Source organism: Bacillus sp. GMa5/1 (genome assembly GCF_050172015.1).
GTDB lineage: Bacteria > Bacillota > Bacilli > Bacillales > Bacillaceae_G > Bacillus_A > Bacillus_A cereus.
In genome coordinates this window covers 1-18524 of the sequence record NZ_JBNLYC010000088.1, presented here as the reverse complement: position 1 = coordinate 18524, position 18524 = coordinate 1, and the positions used below count along the sequence as shown (strand labels likewise).

Here is an 18524-nt window from a genome sequence, read left to right as displayed (position 1 = left end):
AATTCTTTTATCCATGGCGCTGTGGTTTATACCATTTTGAAGTGCGTATAGAAGATACAACGTATTATGGCGCATTTCAAATCGTACCGAAAAACTTTTTTGATGATCAATTTGAAATGATTCAAGACTATGTGAAGTCAATTTTAAATGAGTTGATTTTGGATAGAGGTTACTATAAAAAGACCTTCTCTGCACTTAGCGATATTGAGGATTCTTCTTATTTAGTGTTACTTAGAAAGTTACCCCAAAAAATGAAAATGATAAAGCAAATCTTTAAGAAAATAGAATCAAGCTCAAAATTTATAAATGAATATAAATGGGAAGGAAAAGAGCGAAGGCCAACAAGAAAAGGAACTATAGTGGCAGAACGAAAACCTTATGCCAAACATTATAATCGTAAGTTTATGGAACAAAAAAATAGTAAGGAAAATGCATTTCTTAAATATAAAGCGATGCAATTTTATCATTATTTAATTGAAGCAAAAAGTTTTTTACGCCAAACAATTGAAATCTTAGAAAGAGAAAAAAAGAAAAAATCAGAAGAGTTTCAAGCCGTAAAAACGATTATACAAACAATTGAGCGTAATGGATCGGTAACTGATAGAGAGAAGCAAAAATATAAAAATATACATTTACTAAAAGAAGCCGATTTACGAAAGAGCTCAATGAAAATACAAGAATATAAAATATTGGCGCATATTGTGCATGAAAATGTACAATACTTTCAAATGTTAATGCATTCTTCGTTTTGGAGGGAAGTTACTGAAACAAGTAACATGAACTTACATGATTTACCGATACCACATCAACAATTACTACATCATTTAGAAGTACTCCCGCAATATACGGATCAATCTCCATCGTTATTATTTGTTTATAAGCCAACGTTTTTAGTGTATGAATATTACGCTTTTTTTATCGTTATTTCAATTTTAGAGCAAATTGGTTTTGAAGCTAGAAACTCTATCCGTGAACAAATACAAGAACATTTTTATGTAGATGGATTACAAGATGGAACGACAGTAGTTTTAGAACGAGATGATATAAAGGTGCATGTTGCATTTAATGACTTAATTGAAACACATCCTCTTATTGCATTAAGTAAAGGTAGTAATTTTTACAATGGTGAGGATACGAAGAAGCCAGATATTCGCTTAGACTGTTATGTAAAAGAAGATGGGAAATACGTATATAAATCTTCTATTATTATTGAAGTGAAGTATAGTCCGATGTACAATATTTTTCAGCACGTCGGAAATACGAAAGCAACTGAGCAAATGTATAAGTACTGGTCTATAAAGTATGTAGAAGAACAGGATGGAAAGCGAGTCTATTATCGAAGGTCAATTTATGAAGTCATTTGTGTATATCCAGGAAGCCATATGCATAGTAAAAAAATTGAGTCTGGATGCGGTGTTTTCTTGCAGTTATATCCATATAAGACGAAACAAGGGGAAGAGAAATTAGCTGGAAAACATGGGATGGTACAAATTTTTGAAAAATGGTTAAAAAGCATTAAGAAGTAAAAGAAATCCTTTTTCATAAAGGATTTCTTTAGATTAAGAAGAATTATATGCTGTATGGAAAGAAACATAATGTAATTTAGATTTGAAAAGTGATACAAATGTGTTATTAAAAGGAATGTGAGCGCGGGATAAAAGTCGATTAAATTGGAATCTAATTCATTTTGCAGAATATAATAAGTCATAAATATTTTTAGTTGCATACGAAGATTTGTTTTTATATGATAGATAGTGAAAGCGTTATCAAAAACAGAGCGGCGATGGGAAAGGCGGTTAAATATGTTCCAGCGTGTTCAAACAAAGGAAGAACATTTTGGGTTCGAGCAACTATGGGGAGATTTTTGTGAGGAAAGAAACTTAATGTTCGTAGAACGTAATTTAAATCCATCACGATTTTTATTAATAGAAGATGAACATCCTATTGGTACAGTGGAATGTATTAAGTATACGGTACCTGAACAATCAAATTCTGAGTTTTTCTATCCGTTTTCTAAAAATGATTTAGTAAAAGATTTGAAGAATGTATATGAAATAGGCAAGTTAAGTATTTCGAAAACGTCTCGTGGGAGAGGACATTTCAAAAGGCTAACAGCTATTTTATTTATACATGCGTTAGAAACAAAAGCTGAATGGTACATTGCAGCAGTAACAAAAAGAATGTATATGTATTTACTTACACTTGGTTTTCCAATTGAGCCAATAGATAATCCATTTCAGTTTCATGATACTTTACAAGGTGTACCAGTAAGAATTCATGCTCGAAAAGGGGTTACGCATTTGTATTCTTTAAAAGAATTTCGTGATGTGATTCAAGGGAATGCTCATGCACAGGCATTAATTGCAGAATACAGTAAAAATATTATGTTAACGAAATAAAGCGAAGTGAATATGTATAATAAAGAGAATAATATTTGTATAGGATATAACTCTTCATTAAAAAAGACCCTTATTATTTTAATAAGGGTCTAAAAATTATAATCCAAATATACTAAAAATCATTTTGCGGCGCTTCGGTTTCTTTTCTCGTTCATATGTTGGTTTTGAATCAGGAGTAATATAAATGGGTTCTTCTTTCGTTAGGGCAGCTTCTAATTTTTGAATTCGCTCTAACATTTCCTCCATTTCACGACGGTGTTGTAAAAGTTGGTACGTGACGACATCATTTGCCTTATCTTGCATTTGTTCTTCCATTCGATCAAGTCTTCTCGTAATAGTGTTTAATTGATCAGCTAATTGCTCAAAATCATTGGGTAATATGTTTTGAACAATTGTATTAACTTGAGTTTTTAATTCCTCAACTTCATTTGAGGAAGCCTTTTGAGTAGATTGAGAATTTTGAGATTGCTCTATTTGAAATCGATGGTGTTCTAACATTTGATCGACATCCTCTTGTGTGAAAATAAAGTGGCCATATTTGTTTTTCTCTATCGTAAGATTTAATTGTTGTGCGATCCGGACAACAGCCTTTGGGCTAACACCTAATTTCTTTGCGATAAATGGTGTTTTATATTCCAAAATAATCCCTCCTATATATATCCTGTTGAATGATTTCGAGCTATGAAGTAAGTTCCCTTCTAGTGCGACAAAAGAAGTGTGGAATCGGCAAAGAAAGTGTTTTTTCACGAAATTGAGTTGAGAAGAATAGTTCGTTTAAATAAAAATGTTTTATCGTAACATTTAGAATAATTTGACGAGTGTAAATGAATTAGATTATCATAATGATAAATATCTTTTTTATGTATGCATATAATATATAAAAAGGTGGTTGCTAATGTAGAATTTTGTTAGAGTATTAGAATGCTTACTTCACTTGAATAAAATTAAGTAGGAGGTGGCTTCCTTGCTTACAAAGTAAGTAAGGAAAAGTATTTGGACATATATAGTATAAGTATAGTGATTGTTTTAATTGCTTTAACGGCATTTTTCGTTGCAGCAGAATTTGCAATTGTTAAAGTGAGAAGTTCACGAATTGACTATTTAATTGCAGAAGGAAATAATCGTGCAACATCGGTCAAAACAGTCATTACAAACTTAGACGAATATTTATCTGCTTGTCAGCTGGGAATTACTGTTACAGCTTTAGGAATTGGGTGGTTTGGTAAACCTGCGTTAAAGCAAATGTTTGATACGCTTTTTGCAAATTGGAATATCTCTACTCAACTAGCAGACATTTTTGCTGTAATTTTAGTGTTTTTGTTAATTACTTTTTTACATGTTGTAATAGGTGAATTGGCTCCAAAAACATTTGCAATTCAAAAATCTGAACAAGTGAGTTTACTTGTTTCTAAGCCGTTAATTTTCTTTTATCGTATTGCATTCCCATTCATTTGGCTATTAAATGGTTCAGCTCGAATCATTACGAAGCTGCTAGGGCTGAAACCGCCGAAGGGACATGATGAGGTTCATTCAGAAGAAGAATTACGGTTGTTAGTTTCAGAAAGTTATAAAAATGGTGAGATTAATCAATCTGAATATAAATATGTGAATAAAATTTTTGAATTTGATGATCGCATTGCAAAAGAAATAATGGTACCTCGAACTGAAATGAATATTATAAGTAAAGAGATGCCTGCTGAAGAAGCTTTGCAAAAAATGTCTCGTGAAAAATATACAAGGTATCCAGTTGTTGATGGCGACAAAGACCACGTAATAGGTTTTGTGAATTTTAAAGATATTTTTACTGAATTTGTACAACATAAAGCTGTTAATAAGAAGACAGTAGAGCAATATATGAGACCAATTATTTTAGTTATCGATTCTATTCCAATTCATGATTTGTTTTTAAAAATGCAAAAAGAAAGAACACATATTGCTATATTGATAGATGAATATGGTGGAACATCTGGACTTGTTACTGTTGAAGATATTCTGGAAGAAATTGTTGGAGATATTCAGGATGAGTTTGATACGGATGAGCAGCCAGAAATTCAAAAGGTTAGTGAAACGAAGACGATACTAGAGGGAAAAGTACTTGTTAGTGAAGTGAATATGTTATTTGGTTTAGGGATTGATGATGATGGTGTTGATACAATCGGTGGTTGGATTTTAACGAAGAATATAGAGATTGCTGAAGAGGATTCCATTGAAATTGAAAATTATAAGTTTTGTGTGAAAGAATTAGATGGACATTATATAAAAAGATTAGAAGTTACAAAGATAGTAGAATCGATTGTTATTTTAGAAGATGAAAAACAAATTTCGTTACAAGAGCAAATTAGCTCGTAAACTCTGCTATATAGCAGAGTTTTTTTGAGCATAATGTTTTTTGAGGGATAAGGGCTATGATACAATGACATAAGTCAAACCTTTCACTAGGTGAAGTATTGTTGTATACATATATTTGGAAGGAGAAGAAGTATGAAAAAGCATTTATATATAAATGGAGATTGGAAATCTGTAAACACGTATAAACCATTGTACGCACCATATTCTGAAGAAACATTAGCGGAAATTGCACAAGGCACGGAAGAAGATGTAAAAGAGGCTGTTACTGCTGCAAAAAATGCAATGACAAAAATGAATAAATTATCTGCATATGATCGTGCGACTATTTTAGAGAAAGTTGCACAAAAAATGGATGAAAGAAGAGAAGAATTTGCAGAGATTATTGCAAAAGAAGCTGCAAAACCAATACGTGCTGCAAGGGGAGAGGTAGATCGTACTGTTCAAACATACAAATTTGCAGCTGAAGAAGCGAAGCGTATATATGGTGAGACATTGCCATTAGACGCCGCACCTGGTGCAGATGGGCGTATTGCATATACAATCCGAAAGCCGATTGGGGTTATAGGGGCTATTACACCATTTAATTTCCCATTAAATTTAGTAGCGCATAAAGTTGGACCAGCAATCGCTGCCGGAAATACAGTTGTATTAAAGCCAGCTGATCAAACGCCATTATCATCTTATGCATTAGTTGAGTTATTTGAAGAGGCAGGATTGCCAAATGGAGCTTTAAATATCATTTCTGGTCCTGGCTCCACGGTTGGTGAGGCAATCGTCAAAAATGATTACGTTGCTTCTATTACTTTTACCGGAAGTCCAAAAGTTGGAATCGGAATAAAACAAAAGGCTGGGCTAAAACGAGTTACGTTAGAACTAGGCTCAAATGCTGCTGTTATCATTGATGAAGATGTAGAGTTAACAGATGAAATAATTGAACGTGTAAAATGGGGAGCATTTGTTAATAATGGGCAAGTTTGTATTTCAGTACAACGTGTTTTTGTACATGAAACGAAAATGCATGAATTTCTTTCGAAGCTAAAGAAAGCGATGGAATCAGTTGTTGTTGGTGATCCACTGCTTGAGGAAACGGATGTATCAGCTTTAATTTCAAAAAGAGATGTAGAGCGAATTGATATGTGGGTTCAAGAAGCAATTAAGGAAGGAGCAACTGTTTTATGCGGTGGTAAGAAGCGGGATGCAAGAATTTTTGAACCGACTGTATTAACAAATGTTCCAGATCATGTATCTGTGCAGTGCCAAGAAGTATTCGGTCCACTCATGACAGTAAATACATTTAAAGAATTTGATGAAGCGATTGAACAAGTAAATAATTCGCGTTACGGCTTACAGGCAGGTGTATTCACAAATAATTTATTTAAAGCAATGCGTGCAATTGATGAGCTAGAGGTTGGTGGTGTCATGATTAATGATATCCCAACGTTCAGAGTAGATCATATGCCTTATGGTGGTGTGAAAGAAAGTGGTACGGGGCGTGAAGGAATTAAATATGCAATAGAAGAAATGACAGAAATGAAATTAGTATGTATTAAAAAATAAAATAGAAAAACTTAAAACTTGCACTAAAAAACGAGTAGGAAATGTTTACGATTCCATACTCGTTTTTTACGCTGCTAGTAACTATTTAATTAAGTGTAACTTTTACTTCATTTCTTGTTTGAAAATAGTATCTTCTACATAAATTTGTTCTTTATCTACAGCAGTAGCATGAGTTAATACTAAACCGATGGGTGTTTTTGTATCTTTATTTTGAACAATTGTAAAAGGAACATTTTTTTCGTTTGCTAATTTAATGTATTTTGATAAATGTGGGTAAGCAATGCCACCATTTAGGAGGAGTTGTAATGATTGAGAAGGGCGCATGCTACCCGCCACTTCAGAGTATACATTACTTTGCATTACTTGACCGATCGTTAAAGCGATTTCCACACGCTCACGTAATGTAGTTAAATACATATTACGTTCTTCTGGTTTGTTTTGCTTTTGGCCGTAAATGCCTTCTTGGAGATAATCTTCCACATTTTTATTTACCATATTTTTCACACCTTTCATTTTCTATTGTACGCAAGAATTAAAAATGATGCAAAAAAGTCGTTTTGATTACGGAAATAATGAAAATATGTGAAGGAAAAAGGGGATTTGCATACAATTAGTTAAATAAGAAAGAAAAAATAATTTTATCAACAGAAATTAACAAAATGTGACAAAAATCTATTAACGAATCGTATTTTTTGTGTTAATATTCAAAATATAAAGGGTATTCGTCGTATGGAAATGGAGGGAATGGAGGTTTTTCCAATCGATAAGGATATTAAAGAAATATTTTGTTCACACTTGAAAAACAATAGGCACCAATTCGTAGAGAACTGGAAAAACAAAATGATAATTTCCGAAAAAGATCCATTTAAACTAGAAGTAGTTCAAAATGGAGAGGATTTACTAGAGTTAATTATCGAACTTACTATGGAAGATAAAGATATAAATTATCTTCAACCGTTATGTGAGAAAATTGCTATTGAACGTGCTGGAGCAGATGCGAATATTGGAGATTTTGTTTATAACGCAAACGTGGGAAGAAATGAACTTTTCGAAGCGATGTGTGAATTAGATGTTAGTGCTCGTGAATTGAAACCAATTATGGCAAAAATACATACTTGTTTTGACAAATTAATTTATTATACCGTTTTAAAATACTCGGAAATTATATCGAAGAATTTAGAGGAAAAACAGCAATATATTAACGAAACACATAAAGAAAGACTGACGATTTTAGGACAAATGTCAGCTAGTTTTGTACATGAATTTCGTAATCCGCTTACTTCCATTATGGGGTTTGTCAAATTATTAAAGGCAGATCATCCGAGTTTATCGTATTTAGATATTATTTCGCATGAATTAGATCAATTAAATTTTCGTATTTCGCAATTTTTACTCGTATCAAAAAAAGAAATGTGGAATGAATCGGAACGGTTTTGGCTTAATGACTTGTTTCAAGACATTATACAATTTTTATATCCGAGTTTGGTCAATGCGAATGTTTTGATTGAAAAGAATTTACCGTATCCAATTCCGCTTGTTGGTTATCGAAGTGAAGTGAGACAAGTATTTTTAAACATATTAATGAATTCAATTGATGCTCTTGAATCAATGAAAGAAGAACGAAAAATTATCATTGATGTATTTGAAGAAGATCAAGCTATTCGAATTGTGATAAAAAATAATGGACCAATGATTCCAGCTGAAAATGTAGAAACGATTTTTGAACCATTTGTAACTACTAAAAAGTTAGGGACTGGTATTGGATTATTTGTATGTAAACAAATTGTGGAAAAACATAATGGATCCATTATGTGTCGATCAGATAACGATTGGACAGAATTTCAAATTGCATTTCAAAAATAAACAGTCTACACCAAATGAATGGTGTAGACTGTTTTAATTTGTGAGTATAACGGCTTCTAATTTAGGATCTTTAGTTGAATAACCTACTATTGAAATTGTATAAATAACATTTGGTTCAACATTGAATTTCGGTATAGTCAATAAAACGTTTTTATTATCTGCGAGTGAAATTTCAATATCTGCTGTACCAGGGCTAACTTGCAAAAAATCGGTTATTTGTTTAAAGAGTACATTTTCAAATAAATGATCTCCATCTTTTAAATCTACATTTACAACAGGGGTATCTGGAGAGAAATGTGCAAAGCGTATTTTTGCTTGACCAGCTGGTAAATGTGTATTATCAAGTATAGGTTGTAATTGTAGGTGATTATCACTATTTATTGCAGCAAGAGTATAAGTATGATTTCCCATTATTGGTACCAACGCTGAAAAGATTGGAGTTTCATTTCCGACAGGAACAATATCTATACGGTATTTACCTTGCACTAATGATAAATAAGGGCTGAATTGCTTAAATGAAATATTTTTAATAACCTTTTGTCCGTTTACTAAAATGTCAACCGCCGGTATATTTGGATCGGCATGAAAAATTCTTATATGTGATGGTAAAGCAGCTTCTTGTGAGTCTCTTGTTTCATACGCCTGTACAAGTTTTGATAGTGCATCGTAATATTTCATATATAATTCTATATATTTTTTAGGGTTACGAAACTGATAGTAACGTGCGAGCTGTTCGTATTGCGTAACTTCTTGTCCATATTTTTCGATTTCAGATTGAGACATGAACATTCCTCCTTTGTCATCATTAAAACTATATGCGAAGCAAGAAAGCGGTTATGCAAAAAAAATGATTTTATAAAGGGAAAATTAAAAAGTGACAACAAATATGTTTTCATAAAGAGGTGCTGGTGCTTACGAGAATTTCACAGAGTAAAGCAGTACATATGACTGTACGAAAGTAAAATAAATGCCAAATTGAAAGTGCATTTCAATTAACATATTGAATACATGTCCAAAAATCGCTAGAAAACTAGGGATTTTTTTAATTATAGGCAAATACACATACAAAGTGATAATTGTCCTACATAAATTATAAAGGAAAGATACTTTGAATCTGAGGAAAGGAGTGCCACTTCGGGATAGGGATATCCCGATAGTAATTGTGAATGAAGTTATGAAAAGGTTTTGTGTTATAGACTGTAGGATGAATTTGTAAACTTCATTTTTCTATTTATTTTAGCAATTGACAGTATTAACCCATAAGAGAGCGTCATGACGAACTGATTAGTGTGGTTAATCGGTTCTTTTTTTATAGTTTAAAAATGAAAAGTTTACATAATGAATAGGAATCTGAATTGATTAGTAAGGTGGGTGTCGAAATTTGTTTTAAAATATGCAATTTAAAGTAGGATAATAGGAAGGAGTTTAACGGGAGTTCCGTCGAAGTGTACAGAATGTCGGTATTTAAGGACAGCTGGCATTATGCTATAAAAACATTTGGTGATGCAGTCATTTCATATAAAAAGGAGGGTCATTTGGGCGTATAGAAAAGGGTTGGTCTTCGGTTTTTTAGTTCTGAATTTTCTGTTTTATAAAATTTTTTAAGCACTCATTTGTATATTTTATAATAGTTTTTTGATAAATTCACTGCTTTTGCAGAGGATTCTTTTTTATGAAAGAAACGTCAATTTTCTTCATATATATACAAATTGGAGAAATGGGGGAGCGCTATGCGCGATTACTTAATTAAACCACTTGTTGGTCAGCCGTATCCAATGATTTCACATGGAAAAGGTGTTTATTTGTATGATCAAAATGGCAATAAATATTTTGATGGTTCGTCAGGAGCAATTACGGCAGGTATTGGGCATGGCGTAAAGGAGATTGCAGACGTTATTAAAAAGCAAGCTGAGGAGATTGCTTTCGTTTATAGATCACAGTTTACGAGTGAACCAGCTGAAAAATTAGCGAAGAAGTTAAGTGATTTAAGTGTAGGAGATTTGAACTGGAGTTTTTTTGTAAATAGTGGTACGGAAGCGAATGAAACAGCTATGAAAATTGCAATTCAGCATTTTCAAGAGCGAGGTATTCAAGGGAAACATAAAATTTTATCAAGATGGATGAGTTATCACGGTATTACGATGGGTGCTTTATCAATGTCTGGGCATCCACTACGTAGACAACGTTTCGTATCTATTTTGGAAGATTATCCGACTATACCAGCTCCATATTGTTTCAGATGTCCTGTTCAAAAGGTATATCCAACTTGTCAGCTGGCATGTGCGACTGAACTAGAAAGATCAATTGAAAGAATTGGTGCAGAGCATATTGCTGCTTTTATTGCTGAGCCGATTATCGGAGCAGCTGGAGGCGCGGTTGTTCCGCCGAAAGACTATTATAAAGTCATTAAAGATATTTGTAATCATTACGATATTTTATTTATTGCGGATGAAGTAATGACTGGGCTTGGTCGTACTGGAGCATGGTTTGCGATGGAGCATTGGGGCGTAGAGCCGGATATTATGACACTTGGTAAAGGGTTAGGAGCGGGATATACACCGATGGCAGCGACAGTTGTAAGTGATCGTGTTATGGAACCAATATTACGTGGATCACGTTCAGTAATGAGCGGTCATACGTTAAGTGCAAATCCATTGTCTGCAGCAACGGCTTTAGCTGTTATTGAATATATGGAGAAACATAATCTTCCTGAGAAAACAGCAGAAAAGGGAGAGTATTTAATAAAAGGCTTACAGAAAGTTCAACAACAATCGACAATCATTGCTGATGTGCGCGGAAAAGGGTTGCTAATCGGAGTAGAATTGCAACCGTTTACAAAAGCGTCAGAGCTTATTTCAGTTGCAGCTAAAAATGGTCTGCTTTTATACCAAGCAGTTTCAGGGCAAGCAGGAAAAGAAGATAGTGCACTGCTTGTAGCACCGCCAATGACAACTACATATTCCGAGTTAGATGAATTACTTTCAATTTTCTCTAAAAGTGTGGAAGAGATGATGCAAAAAGGAGGGCATAGTATCGCATGACAACTATTACAAATACATTCGGTAAATTAAAAGAAATTGAGGAAGTAATTTCTTTGTTCCATGATGATATGACATTGATGTTTGGGGGATTTGGAGGGATTGGATCCCCTCCATCTTTAATAAAGGCAATTTTAGAAAAAGGCGTTACAAATTTAAATTTAATCGGAAATGACACTGGATTTCCTGATGTAGGTATCGGTCGTCTTGTTACAAATGAAAGAGTTAAATCAATAATTACTTCTCACATTGGCTCCAATCCAAATGCAGGAAGGCAACTAAACGAGGGAAGATTACAAATTGAGTTTTCTCCGCAGGGAACATTAGCAGAGCGTATTCGCGCTGGTGGCGTTGGTCTTGGTGGTGTTTTAGTTGATGTTGGTGTTGATACGATTGTGGAAGAGGGAAAACGAACAGTTGAAATGAATGGTAAGACCTACTTAGTTGAAACAGCATTAACTGCTGAAGTTTCAATTGTATATGCAAAAAAGGCAGATCCGTTTGGTAACCTTGTATTTGACAAAAGTGCACGAAATATGAATCCTCACGTAGCGATGGCTGGGGATATAACAATTGTAGAAGCGGAAGAAATAGTCCCGCTTGGAAGTTTAGATCCAGAGGAAATTGTCGTTCCAGGTGTTTTCGTAAATTATATTGTACCGTCGGAAGGAGTGAACTGGAAATGGGTATGGGCGTAGAAGTGAGGGATAAGATTGCTAGGCGTGCGGCGAAAGAAATACAAAATGGTATGATTGTAAATTTAGGTATTGGCATACCATCGCTTGTACCAAATCATTTGCCTGACGATATAAATGTTATGTTTCATGCGGAAAATGGAATCGTGGGCATGGGACCAACGCCAAGTAAAGGGAATGAAGACGAAAATTTGTGTAATGCAGCAGGTTTACCAACTTCTCTTATAACAGGAGCGAGTTATTTCGATAGCTGCACAGCGTTTGGGATGATTCGAAAAGGTTTGCTAGACATAACGATTCTTGGTTCATTACAAGTAAGTGAAAATGGCGATTTAGCAAACTGGATTGTACCTGGAAAACGTGTTCCAGGTATTGGTGGAGCAATGGATTTAGCACAAAAAGCGAAGCGGGTCGTTGTTGTGATGAATCATGTTGATAAGTACGGAAATGCAAAAATTGTTTCAGAGTGTACATTGCCATTAACTTCAAAGAAATGTGTAGATTTAATTATTACTGATATGGCAGTCATGGAGGTAACTCCGAGTGGACTTATATTACAAGAATTAATGAGCCCATACACAGTAGAAGATGTAAAACGACATACAGAAGCTGATTTTCAAATTAGTTCTAACTTACTAGTAATTGAATGAAGGGAGATGTAATATATGGAGCAATTAAAAAAGCAAGTTTGTGATTATATTGAGAGCCATGAAGAGGAAAGTGTGAAATTTTTAAAACGATTAATTCAAGAAAAGAGCGTATCTGGTGATGAAAGCGGTGCGCAGGCAATTGTGATTGAAAAATTACGTGAATTAGGTTTAGATCTCGATATATGGGAGCCCTCCTTTTCTAAAATGAAAGATCATCCTTATTTTGTATCACCCCGTACAAGTTTTTCAGATAGCCCAAATATTGTAGCAACTTTAAAAGGAAGTGGCGACGGGAAATCTATGATATTAAATGGGCATATTGATGTAGTTCCAGAAGGGGATGTGAAACAGTGGGAACATCACCCTTATAGCGGTGAGAAAATAGGGAATCGTATATATGGCCGTGGAACGACGGATATGAAGGGCGGAAATGTCGCACTTATGCTTGCGATGGAAGCGATCATTGAATCTAGTATTGAATTAAAAGGAGACATCTATTTTCAAAGTGTAATAGAAGAGGAAAGTGGTGGAGCAGGGACATTAGCAACTATATTACGAGGATATAAAGCAGATGGTGTCATTATTCCAGAGCCTACTAATATGAAGTTTTTCCCGAAACAACAAGGTTCCATGTGGTTTCGTCTACGTGTAAAAGGGAAAGCTGCACATGGTGGAACGCGCTATGAAGGGGTTAGTGCAATTGAAAAAAGCATGTTTGTTATAGAACATGTAAGAAAGCTAGAGGAGAAAAGAAATAGTCGAATTACAGATCCGTTATTTAAAGGAATTCCAATTCCAATTCCAATTAACATTGGCAAAATTGAAGGAGGGAGTTGGCCAAGTTCTGTTCCCGATGAATTAATTTTAGAAGGAAGATGCGGTGTTGCGCCGAATGAGACTATAGAGGCGGCAAAAGAAGAGTTTGAGAATTGGATTGTTGAATTAAATGATGTGGACAATTGGTTTGTTGAAAATCCGGTAGAAGTAGAATGGTTTGGAGCGAGATGGGTTCCTGGTGAATTAGAAGAAAATCATGAACTCATTACAACACTTCATCATAACTTTGTTGAAATCGAAGGGAACGAACCAATTATTGAAGCATCTCCGTGGGGGACTGATGGAGGTTTATTTACACAAATTGCAAACGTACCAACAATAGTATTTGGTCCAGGAGAGACGAAAGTAGCACACTATCCAAACGAATATATAGAAGTTGATAAAATGATAGCTGCCGCAAAAATTATTGCATGTACATTACTAGATTGGTGTGAGGTGAAAAAATGAAATACTATGAATCTTTTAGAGAACAGACGAATTGTTATACAGTAGAAGGCGTTTTAGATTATTTTAATAAACGTATCCGGGTAGATCACTATACAGGAAATGTTGAAAGTATTATACAGACAATTGACGAACTAGCAGAGAAACATTCTTTCACTAAATGTATTATTAAAGGAAAGGGAGAGCATGTTTCAACATGGCTCTCTTTCGGTTTTTTGTTGGAAGCAACGATACCTCATTATTTTCAAGGACACGATGCATACTTTTTTGTGAAATATAATAATGATGAAAGACGAAATAGTATGCATTGGACTGAGGAAGATACTATATTAAGCGGTGTAAAAGGAAAAGAAATAAAAGAAAAAGTAGTTCCAGAGAAATTTTTGCTGAGAAAAGCGAATGAAGAAGATGCAGAAGAATTAGCAACTGTCTTCGGAAAAGTATTTGAAGTGTATCCGACACCTTTAAATGAAGCGAGTTATGTATTACAGACGATGAAAGAAGACGATACAATTTACTACGTGTATGAATTTGAGGGGAAAATTATTAGTACAGCATCTGCAGAAATGAACATAAAGGAAGGGAATGCAGAATTAACGAATTGTGCTACTTTACCTGAATATCGTAAACATGGATTTATGAAAAGTTTATTAATTAAATTAGAGGAAGAGCTTCGAGAAAGATCTATTTTCTGCTCCTATACAATTGCTCGATCGCTTTCTTTCGGAATGAATGCTGCCTTTCATCAATTAGGCTATACGTATACAGGAAGACTGGCGAATAATTGCTACATTTTCGATAAGTTGGAAGATATGAATATATGGGTGAAAGATCTATCTAGTTATTCGAAAGCAGTAAAACTTCCGTCTCAAAATTTGGCTGTAAAGCAAAACAGTTAGGTGGAGCTGGGTGTTCGAAAAAGTTGTACTAATTAGAGTTTCGAGTTATCTAATGAAAATATAAAATTGGTCAAAATTATAGAACGGAATCGTCATGCTTACAATCGCACATAGGTGTGCCGAAAATTCGGCATGTAATTGCTGGATTTTCGGCAAGAGGGGGGATGACATTGCTAGCAGTTTCGACACAAGAAGTCATTGAAGCGATTTTGGGCAGTATTGATGAGGCTATACACGCTGTAGATGAAAATGGAATTACAATATTTTATAATTCTGTAGCTGCAAAACACGATGGATCCAAGATTGAAAAAGTGTTAGGGAAACATCTGTTAGAAGCGTTCCCGTCTTTATCAAGGGAAACGAGTACATTGATGAAAGTACTAGATACAAAAAAACCTATCGTACATCAGGTACAACATTATCAAAATTTAAATGGTGAAGATGTTTGTACAGTAAATACGACGTTACCTATTTTTATAGATGGGAATATTGCTGGGGCTGTTGAAATTGCAAAGGATTACTCTACAATTCAAAAACTTACTGACACAATTGTTGACTTACAGTCGAAAATAAAGCGATCATCTAGAAAAAAAGTGATTAAAAAGCACGCTGCATTTGAGACGATAGTGACAAATGATACGCGGTTTAAACAGACGAAAGAGTTAGCACAAAAAGTAGCACCAACAGACGCGAATGTTTTAATATATGGTGAAACAGGAACAGGAAAAGAACTGTTCGTACAAGCAATTCATGAAGCTTCTAAAAGAAAAAACAAGCCATTTATTGCACAAAACTGTGCAGCTTTACCAGAGTCGCTATTAGAAAGTTTATTGTTTGGAACGACAAAAGGAAGCTATACGGGAGCGATTGAAAGAGCTGGGCTATTTGAACTTGTTGATGGTGGTACATTATTTTTAGATGAACTGAATTCAATGCCTCTTGATTTGCAGGCAAAAATGTTACGAGTGTTAGAAGATGGGGTCATTAGAAGAATTGGTGATAATAAGACGAGAAAAGTAGATGTTCGTGTTATTACCGCAATGAACCAGCCTCCAGAAATATGTTTACGAGAGAATAAAATTCGCACTGATTTATATTATCGCTTAAACGTATTTTCATTATATATCCCACCGCTTCGTGAAAGAACTGAGGATGTACTATTATTAGCATCTTATTTTTTGAAAGAATATAATAAAAGTTATAAAAAAGGTGTACTTCAAATTGATGAGGAAGCGAAAGATAGACTGCAAGCTTATCAGTGGCCTGGAAATGTCCGGGAGTTAAAACATACGATTGAACATGCTGTTATTATTGCAGAAGGGAATACATTAACAGCCAATTGTTTACCACGTACATTTCGGAAAGAGAAGTTTTCGAAGAAGAAGGGTATAATGCCACTTAGAGAAGCACTTCATCAAACAGAAAAAGAATTAATAGATCAAGCGTTGATTGAAACGGAAGGGAATATATTACAAGCCGCAAAAATGTTGGGTATCCCTCGTCAAACGCTTCAATATAAACTGAGCAAGTACGACAAAACCGCCGAATAATCGGCGGTTTTTGTGTGTTTGCACCAATAAAAGAGCGTTTACATATATAAAAAGTAATGAATATGATGTTAAGTATTGATTTCATACAACGCTTAAAAATATTTTTTTGCTTATGTAATAGGGTTCTCCGCACATTTACTTATCAACAATGTAAAGTTGGCATAACTATTGCTTATATAAAGGATGAGCGTATAAAAAGGGGGAATAGCAATGTTACATGATGTATACAAACCAAATCGTCACTGGAAGGATATCGAATTATGGAAAGATGTTACTGAAGAGCAATGGAATGATTGGGTTTGGCAATTAACGAATACGATCAAAACGTTAGATGACTTAAGAAAAGTGATTAACTTAACACCTGAAGAAGAAGAGGGCGTTAAAATTTCAACGAAAACGATCCCGTTAAACATTACACCGTACTATGCTTGGCTAATGAATCCTGATGATCCACGCTGTCCGATTCGGATGCAATCAGTACCGATTTCGGAAGAGTTATATAAAACAAAATATGATTTAGAAGACCCACTTCACGAAGACGAAGATTCACCAGTTCCAGGGCTAACACATCGTTATCCGGACCGTGTACTATTCTTAGTAACAAATCAATGTTCTATGTATTGTCGTTACTGTACACGTCGTCGTTTTAGTGGACAAATTGGAATGGGTGTACCGAAGAAACAATTAGATGATGCAATTGCTTATATTCGTGAAACGCCACAAGTACGAGATGTATTAATCTCCGGTGGTGACGGACTTCTAATTAACGATAAAATTTTAGAATATGTATTAAAAAATTTACGAGAGATTCCGCATGTTGAGATTATTCGTATCGGAACGAGAGCACCAGTAGTATTCCCACAACGTATTACAGAAAACTTATGTAACATTATTAAAAAATACCATCCAGTATGGTTAAATACACATTTCAATACATCTATTGAAATTACTGAAGAATCGAAAAAGGCATGTGAAATGTTAGCGAATGCTGGTGTTCCAGTCGGAAACCAAGCAGTAATTTTAGCTGGTATTAACGACAGCGTTCCAATTATGAAAAAACTTATGCATGACTTAGTAAAAATCCGTGTACGTCCATACTACATTTATCAATGTGACTTATCTGAAGGTATCGGTCACTTCCGTGCACCAGTATCTAAAGGTCTTGAAATTATTGAAGGTTTACGTGGACACACATCTGGTTATGCTGTTCCGACATTCGTTGTTGATGCGCCAGGCGGAGGCGGTAAAATTGCACTTCAACCAAACTATTTAATCTCACAAAGTGCAGATAAAGTTGTACTTCGTAACTTTGAAGGTGTTATTACGACGTATCCAGAGCCAGAGAGCTATATTCCAGGAAGAGCGGAAGGATACTTTAAAGAGATTTATCCGAACTACGAAGAAAAACGTTCAGATGTTGGTATCGCAGGTCTTATGAGCGATAAGAAATTTAACCTCGTTCCAGACGACTTACAGCGTATGAACCGTCGTAAAGACTACGAAGATAATGATACTCATGCATCTTTAAAAGATAAACGTGATAAGCGCGATCAATTAAAAGATAAAAAATATCAAGCACAAATGGCTAAGTTAGAAGAAAACGACAAAAAAACTGAGGGTGATGCAGTATGAATTGTATGTGGTGTGACAGTACAGAAGCGAAAGAAAGCTTGAATACTGTATATTGGGAATTACCAGATGGTACGAAAGCCATTGAAATCCAAGAGACACCATGTATTTCTTGTTCCTCGTGTGGGATGGACTATCAATCAGACCATACAGTAAAAGAAATTGAAGATCAATTATTCTTAATTTACACGAAAGATTTACCAAAACAACTAACATATGAAGAATTAATGGGAAGACCGCGTCTATTAAAAAGAAATTATTTCGACTTTTAACCAGCTTTTATGCTGGTTTTTTTCTTTTTTGCCTTGTATAATGTACCCAAGTTAGAAAGGTAGGGAATATTTTTGAAAAAGACATTTTACCATTATATGATGAAGCATCGTGCAGCTTTATTTAGAAATGAAATTTCAGATTTAGCAGAGGCGATGTATGATGATTTAAGTTTTCCGAAGCAATCTGAAGACTATGATGAAATTAGTTCATACTTAGAGTTGAGCGGAATGCTAGAAAGTATGTCTATATTTGATGAAGCCTGGGACTTATACATACAAGATAGATAAAAACTATTTGAAAACATACAGAATACATTACTTTATTTAAAGTGAAGTATTCTG

The 18524-nt window shown here is 34.5% G+C and carries 17 protein-coding genes; 14 read left to right on the top strand and 3 right to left on the bottom strand.

Annotated elements, in window-relative coordinates; genetic code table 11:
• The coding region (locus ACQGSG_RS18720; RefSeq protein WP_426947786.1) for a hypothetical protein at nucleotides 1-1526 on the top strand (1526 nt) is incomplete at its 5' end.
• A 276-nt stretch (nucleotides 1527-1802) separates the two neighbouring features.
• Nucleotides 1803-2399 (top strand): hypothetical protein, encoded by a 597-nt coding sequence (locus ACQGSG_RS18715; RefSeq protein ID WP_000487795.1) that lies wholly within the window; start codon nucleotides 1803-1805, stop codon nucleotides 2397-2399.
• 96 nt (nucleotides 2400-2495) lie between these two features.
• Here the strand turns inward: ACQGSG_RS18715 and racA are convergent, their stop codons facing one another.
• A complete protein-coding gene (racA, locus tag ACQGSG_RS18710; RefSeq protein WP_000456021.1) occupies nucleotides 2496-3038 on the bottom strand; it encodes a chromosome-anchoring protein RacA in 543 nt (180 codons plus the stop codon).
• Between the two features lie 354 nt (nucleotides 3039-3392).
• Here racA and ACQGSG_RS18705 point away from each other — a divergent pair, with 354 nt between their 5' ends.
• Both ACQGSG_RS18705 and ACQGSG_RS18700 read left to right on the top strand, forming a co-directional pair.
• Nucleotides 3393-4748 carry a hemolysin family protein gene (locus ACQGSG_RS18705; protein WP_001987328.1) on the top strand — a complete coding sequence of 452 codons (1356 nt, stop codon included), beginning with the start codon at nucleotides 3393-3395 and terminating at the stop codon, nucleotides 4746-4748.
• A 132-nt stretch (nucleotides 4749-4880) separates the two neighbouring features.
• Entirely contained in the window at nucleotides 4881-6305 is a 1425-nt protein-coding gene (locus ACQGSG_RS18700) for an aldehyde dehydrogenase family protein (RefSeq protein WP_098218327.1), read from the top strand.
• A 102-nt stretch (nucleotides 6306-6407) separates the two neighbouring features.
• On the opposite strand, the gene ACQGSG_RS18695 is transcribed toward ACQGSG_RS18700, so the two are convergent.
• Nucleotides 6408-6800 (bottom strand): YueI family protein, encoded by a 393-nt coding sequence (locus ACQGSG_RS18695; RefSeq protein ID WP_000247557.1) that lies wholly within the window; start codon nucleotides 6798-6800, stop codon nucleotides 6408-6410.
• A gap of 234 nt (nucleotides 6801-7034) precedes the next feature.
• On the opposite strand from ACQGSG_RS18695, the gene ACQGSG_RS18690 reads away from it, so the two are divergent.
• Nucleotides 7035-8168 carry a BA2291 family sporulation histidine kinase gene (locus tag ACQGSG_RS18690; RefSeq protein WP_000425086.1) on the top strand — a complete coding sequence of 378 codons (1134 nt, stop codon included), beginning with the start codon at nucleotides 7035-7037 and terminating at the stop codon, nucleotides 8166-8168.
• A gap of 33 nt (nucleotides 8169-8201) precedes the next feature.
• On the opposite strand, the gene ACQGSG_RS18685 is transcribed toward ACQGSG_RS18690, so the two are convergent.
• Nucleotides 8202-8951 carry a DUF4397 domain-containing protein gene (locus ACQGSG_RS18685; protein WP_000083284.1) on the bottom strand — a complete coding sequence of 250 codons (750 nt, stop codon included), beginning with the start codon at nucleotides 8949-8951 and terminating at the stop codon, nucleotides 8202-8204.
• Nucleotides 8952-9898: 947 nt separating this feature from the next.
• On the opposite strand from ACQGSG_RS18685, the gene ACQGSG_RS18680 reads away from it, so the two are divergent.
• From ACQGSG_RS18680 to ACQGSG_RS18640, 9 genes are all read left to right on the top strand, one after another.
• Complete coding sequence (locus tag ACQGSG_RS18680) at nucleotides 9899-11209, top strand: aspartate aminotransferase family protein (protein ID WP_001205879.1); 1311 nt, start codon at nucleotides 9899-9901, stop codon at nucleotides 11207-11209.
• The gene (atoD, locus tag ACQGSG_RS18675; RefSeq protein ID WP_087875326.1) at nucleotides 11206-11904 is read left to right on the top strand and encodes an acetate CoA-transferase subunit alpha; all 699 of its coding nucleotides are present in this window, start codon (nucleotides 11206-11208) and stop codon (nucleotides 11902-11904) included. Before ACQGSG_RS18680 ends, atoD begins: the two co-directional genes overlap by 4 nt.
• A complete protein-coding gene (locus ACQGSG_RS18670) occupies nucleotides 11889-12551 on the top strand; it encodes a CoA transferase subunit B (protein WP_000525278.1) in 663 nt (220 codons plus the stop codon). The genes atoD and ACQGSG_RS18670 overlap by 16 nt, the downstream gene beginning before the upstream one ends.
• Nucleotides 12552-12566: 15 nt before the next feature.
• On the top strand, nucleotides 12567-13835 hold the full coding sequence (locus tag ACQGSG_RS18665; protein WP_325842623.1) for a peptidase: 1269 nt from the start codon (nucleotides 12567-12569) through the stop codon (nucleotides 13833-13835).
• On the top strand, nucleotides 13832-14731 hold the full coding sequence (gene ablB / locus ACQGSG_RS18660) for a putative beta-lysine N-acetyltransferase (RefSeq protein ID WP_098963507.1): 900 nt from the start codon (nucleotides 13832-13834) through the stop codon (nucleotides 14729-14731). The genes ACQGSG_RS18665 and ablB overlap by 4 nt, the downstream gene beginning before the upstream one ends.
• A gap of 164 nt (nucleotides 14732-14895) precedes the next feature.
• Nucleotides 14896-16281, top strand: coding sequence for an arginine utilization transcriptional regulator RocR (gene rocR, locus ACQGSG_RS18655; protein WP_011110073.1), 1386 nt, complete (start codon nucleotides 14896-14898; stop codon nucleotides 16279-16281).
• Nucleotides 16282-16491: 210 nt separating this feature from the next.
• Nucleotides 16492-17913, top strand: coding sequence for a lysine 2,3-aminomutase (gene ablA, locus ACQGSG_RS18650; RefSeq protein WP_000902142.1), 1422 nt, complete (start codon nucleotides 16492-16494; stop codon nucleotides 17911-17913).
• A complete protein-coding gene (locus ACQGSG_RS18645; RefSeq protein WP_000995763.1) occupies nucleotides 17910-18182 on the top strand; it encodes a YokU family protein in 273 nt (90 codons plus the stop codon). Before ablA ends, ACQGSG_RS18645 begins: the two co-directional genes overlap by 4 nt.
• A 72-nt stretch (nucleotides 18183-18254) precedes the next feature.
• Nucleotides 18255-18470, top strand: coding sequence for a YozE family protein (locus tag ACQGSG_RS18640; RefSeq protein ID WP_000750717.1), 216 nt, complete (start codon nucleotides 18255-18257; stop codon nucleotides 18468-18470).
• The last annotated feature ends 54 nt before the right edge of the window (nucleotides 18471-18524 follow it).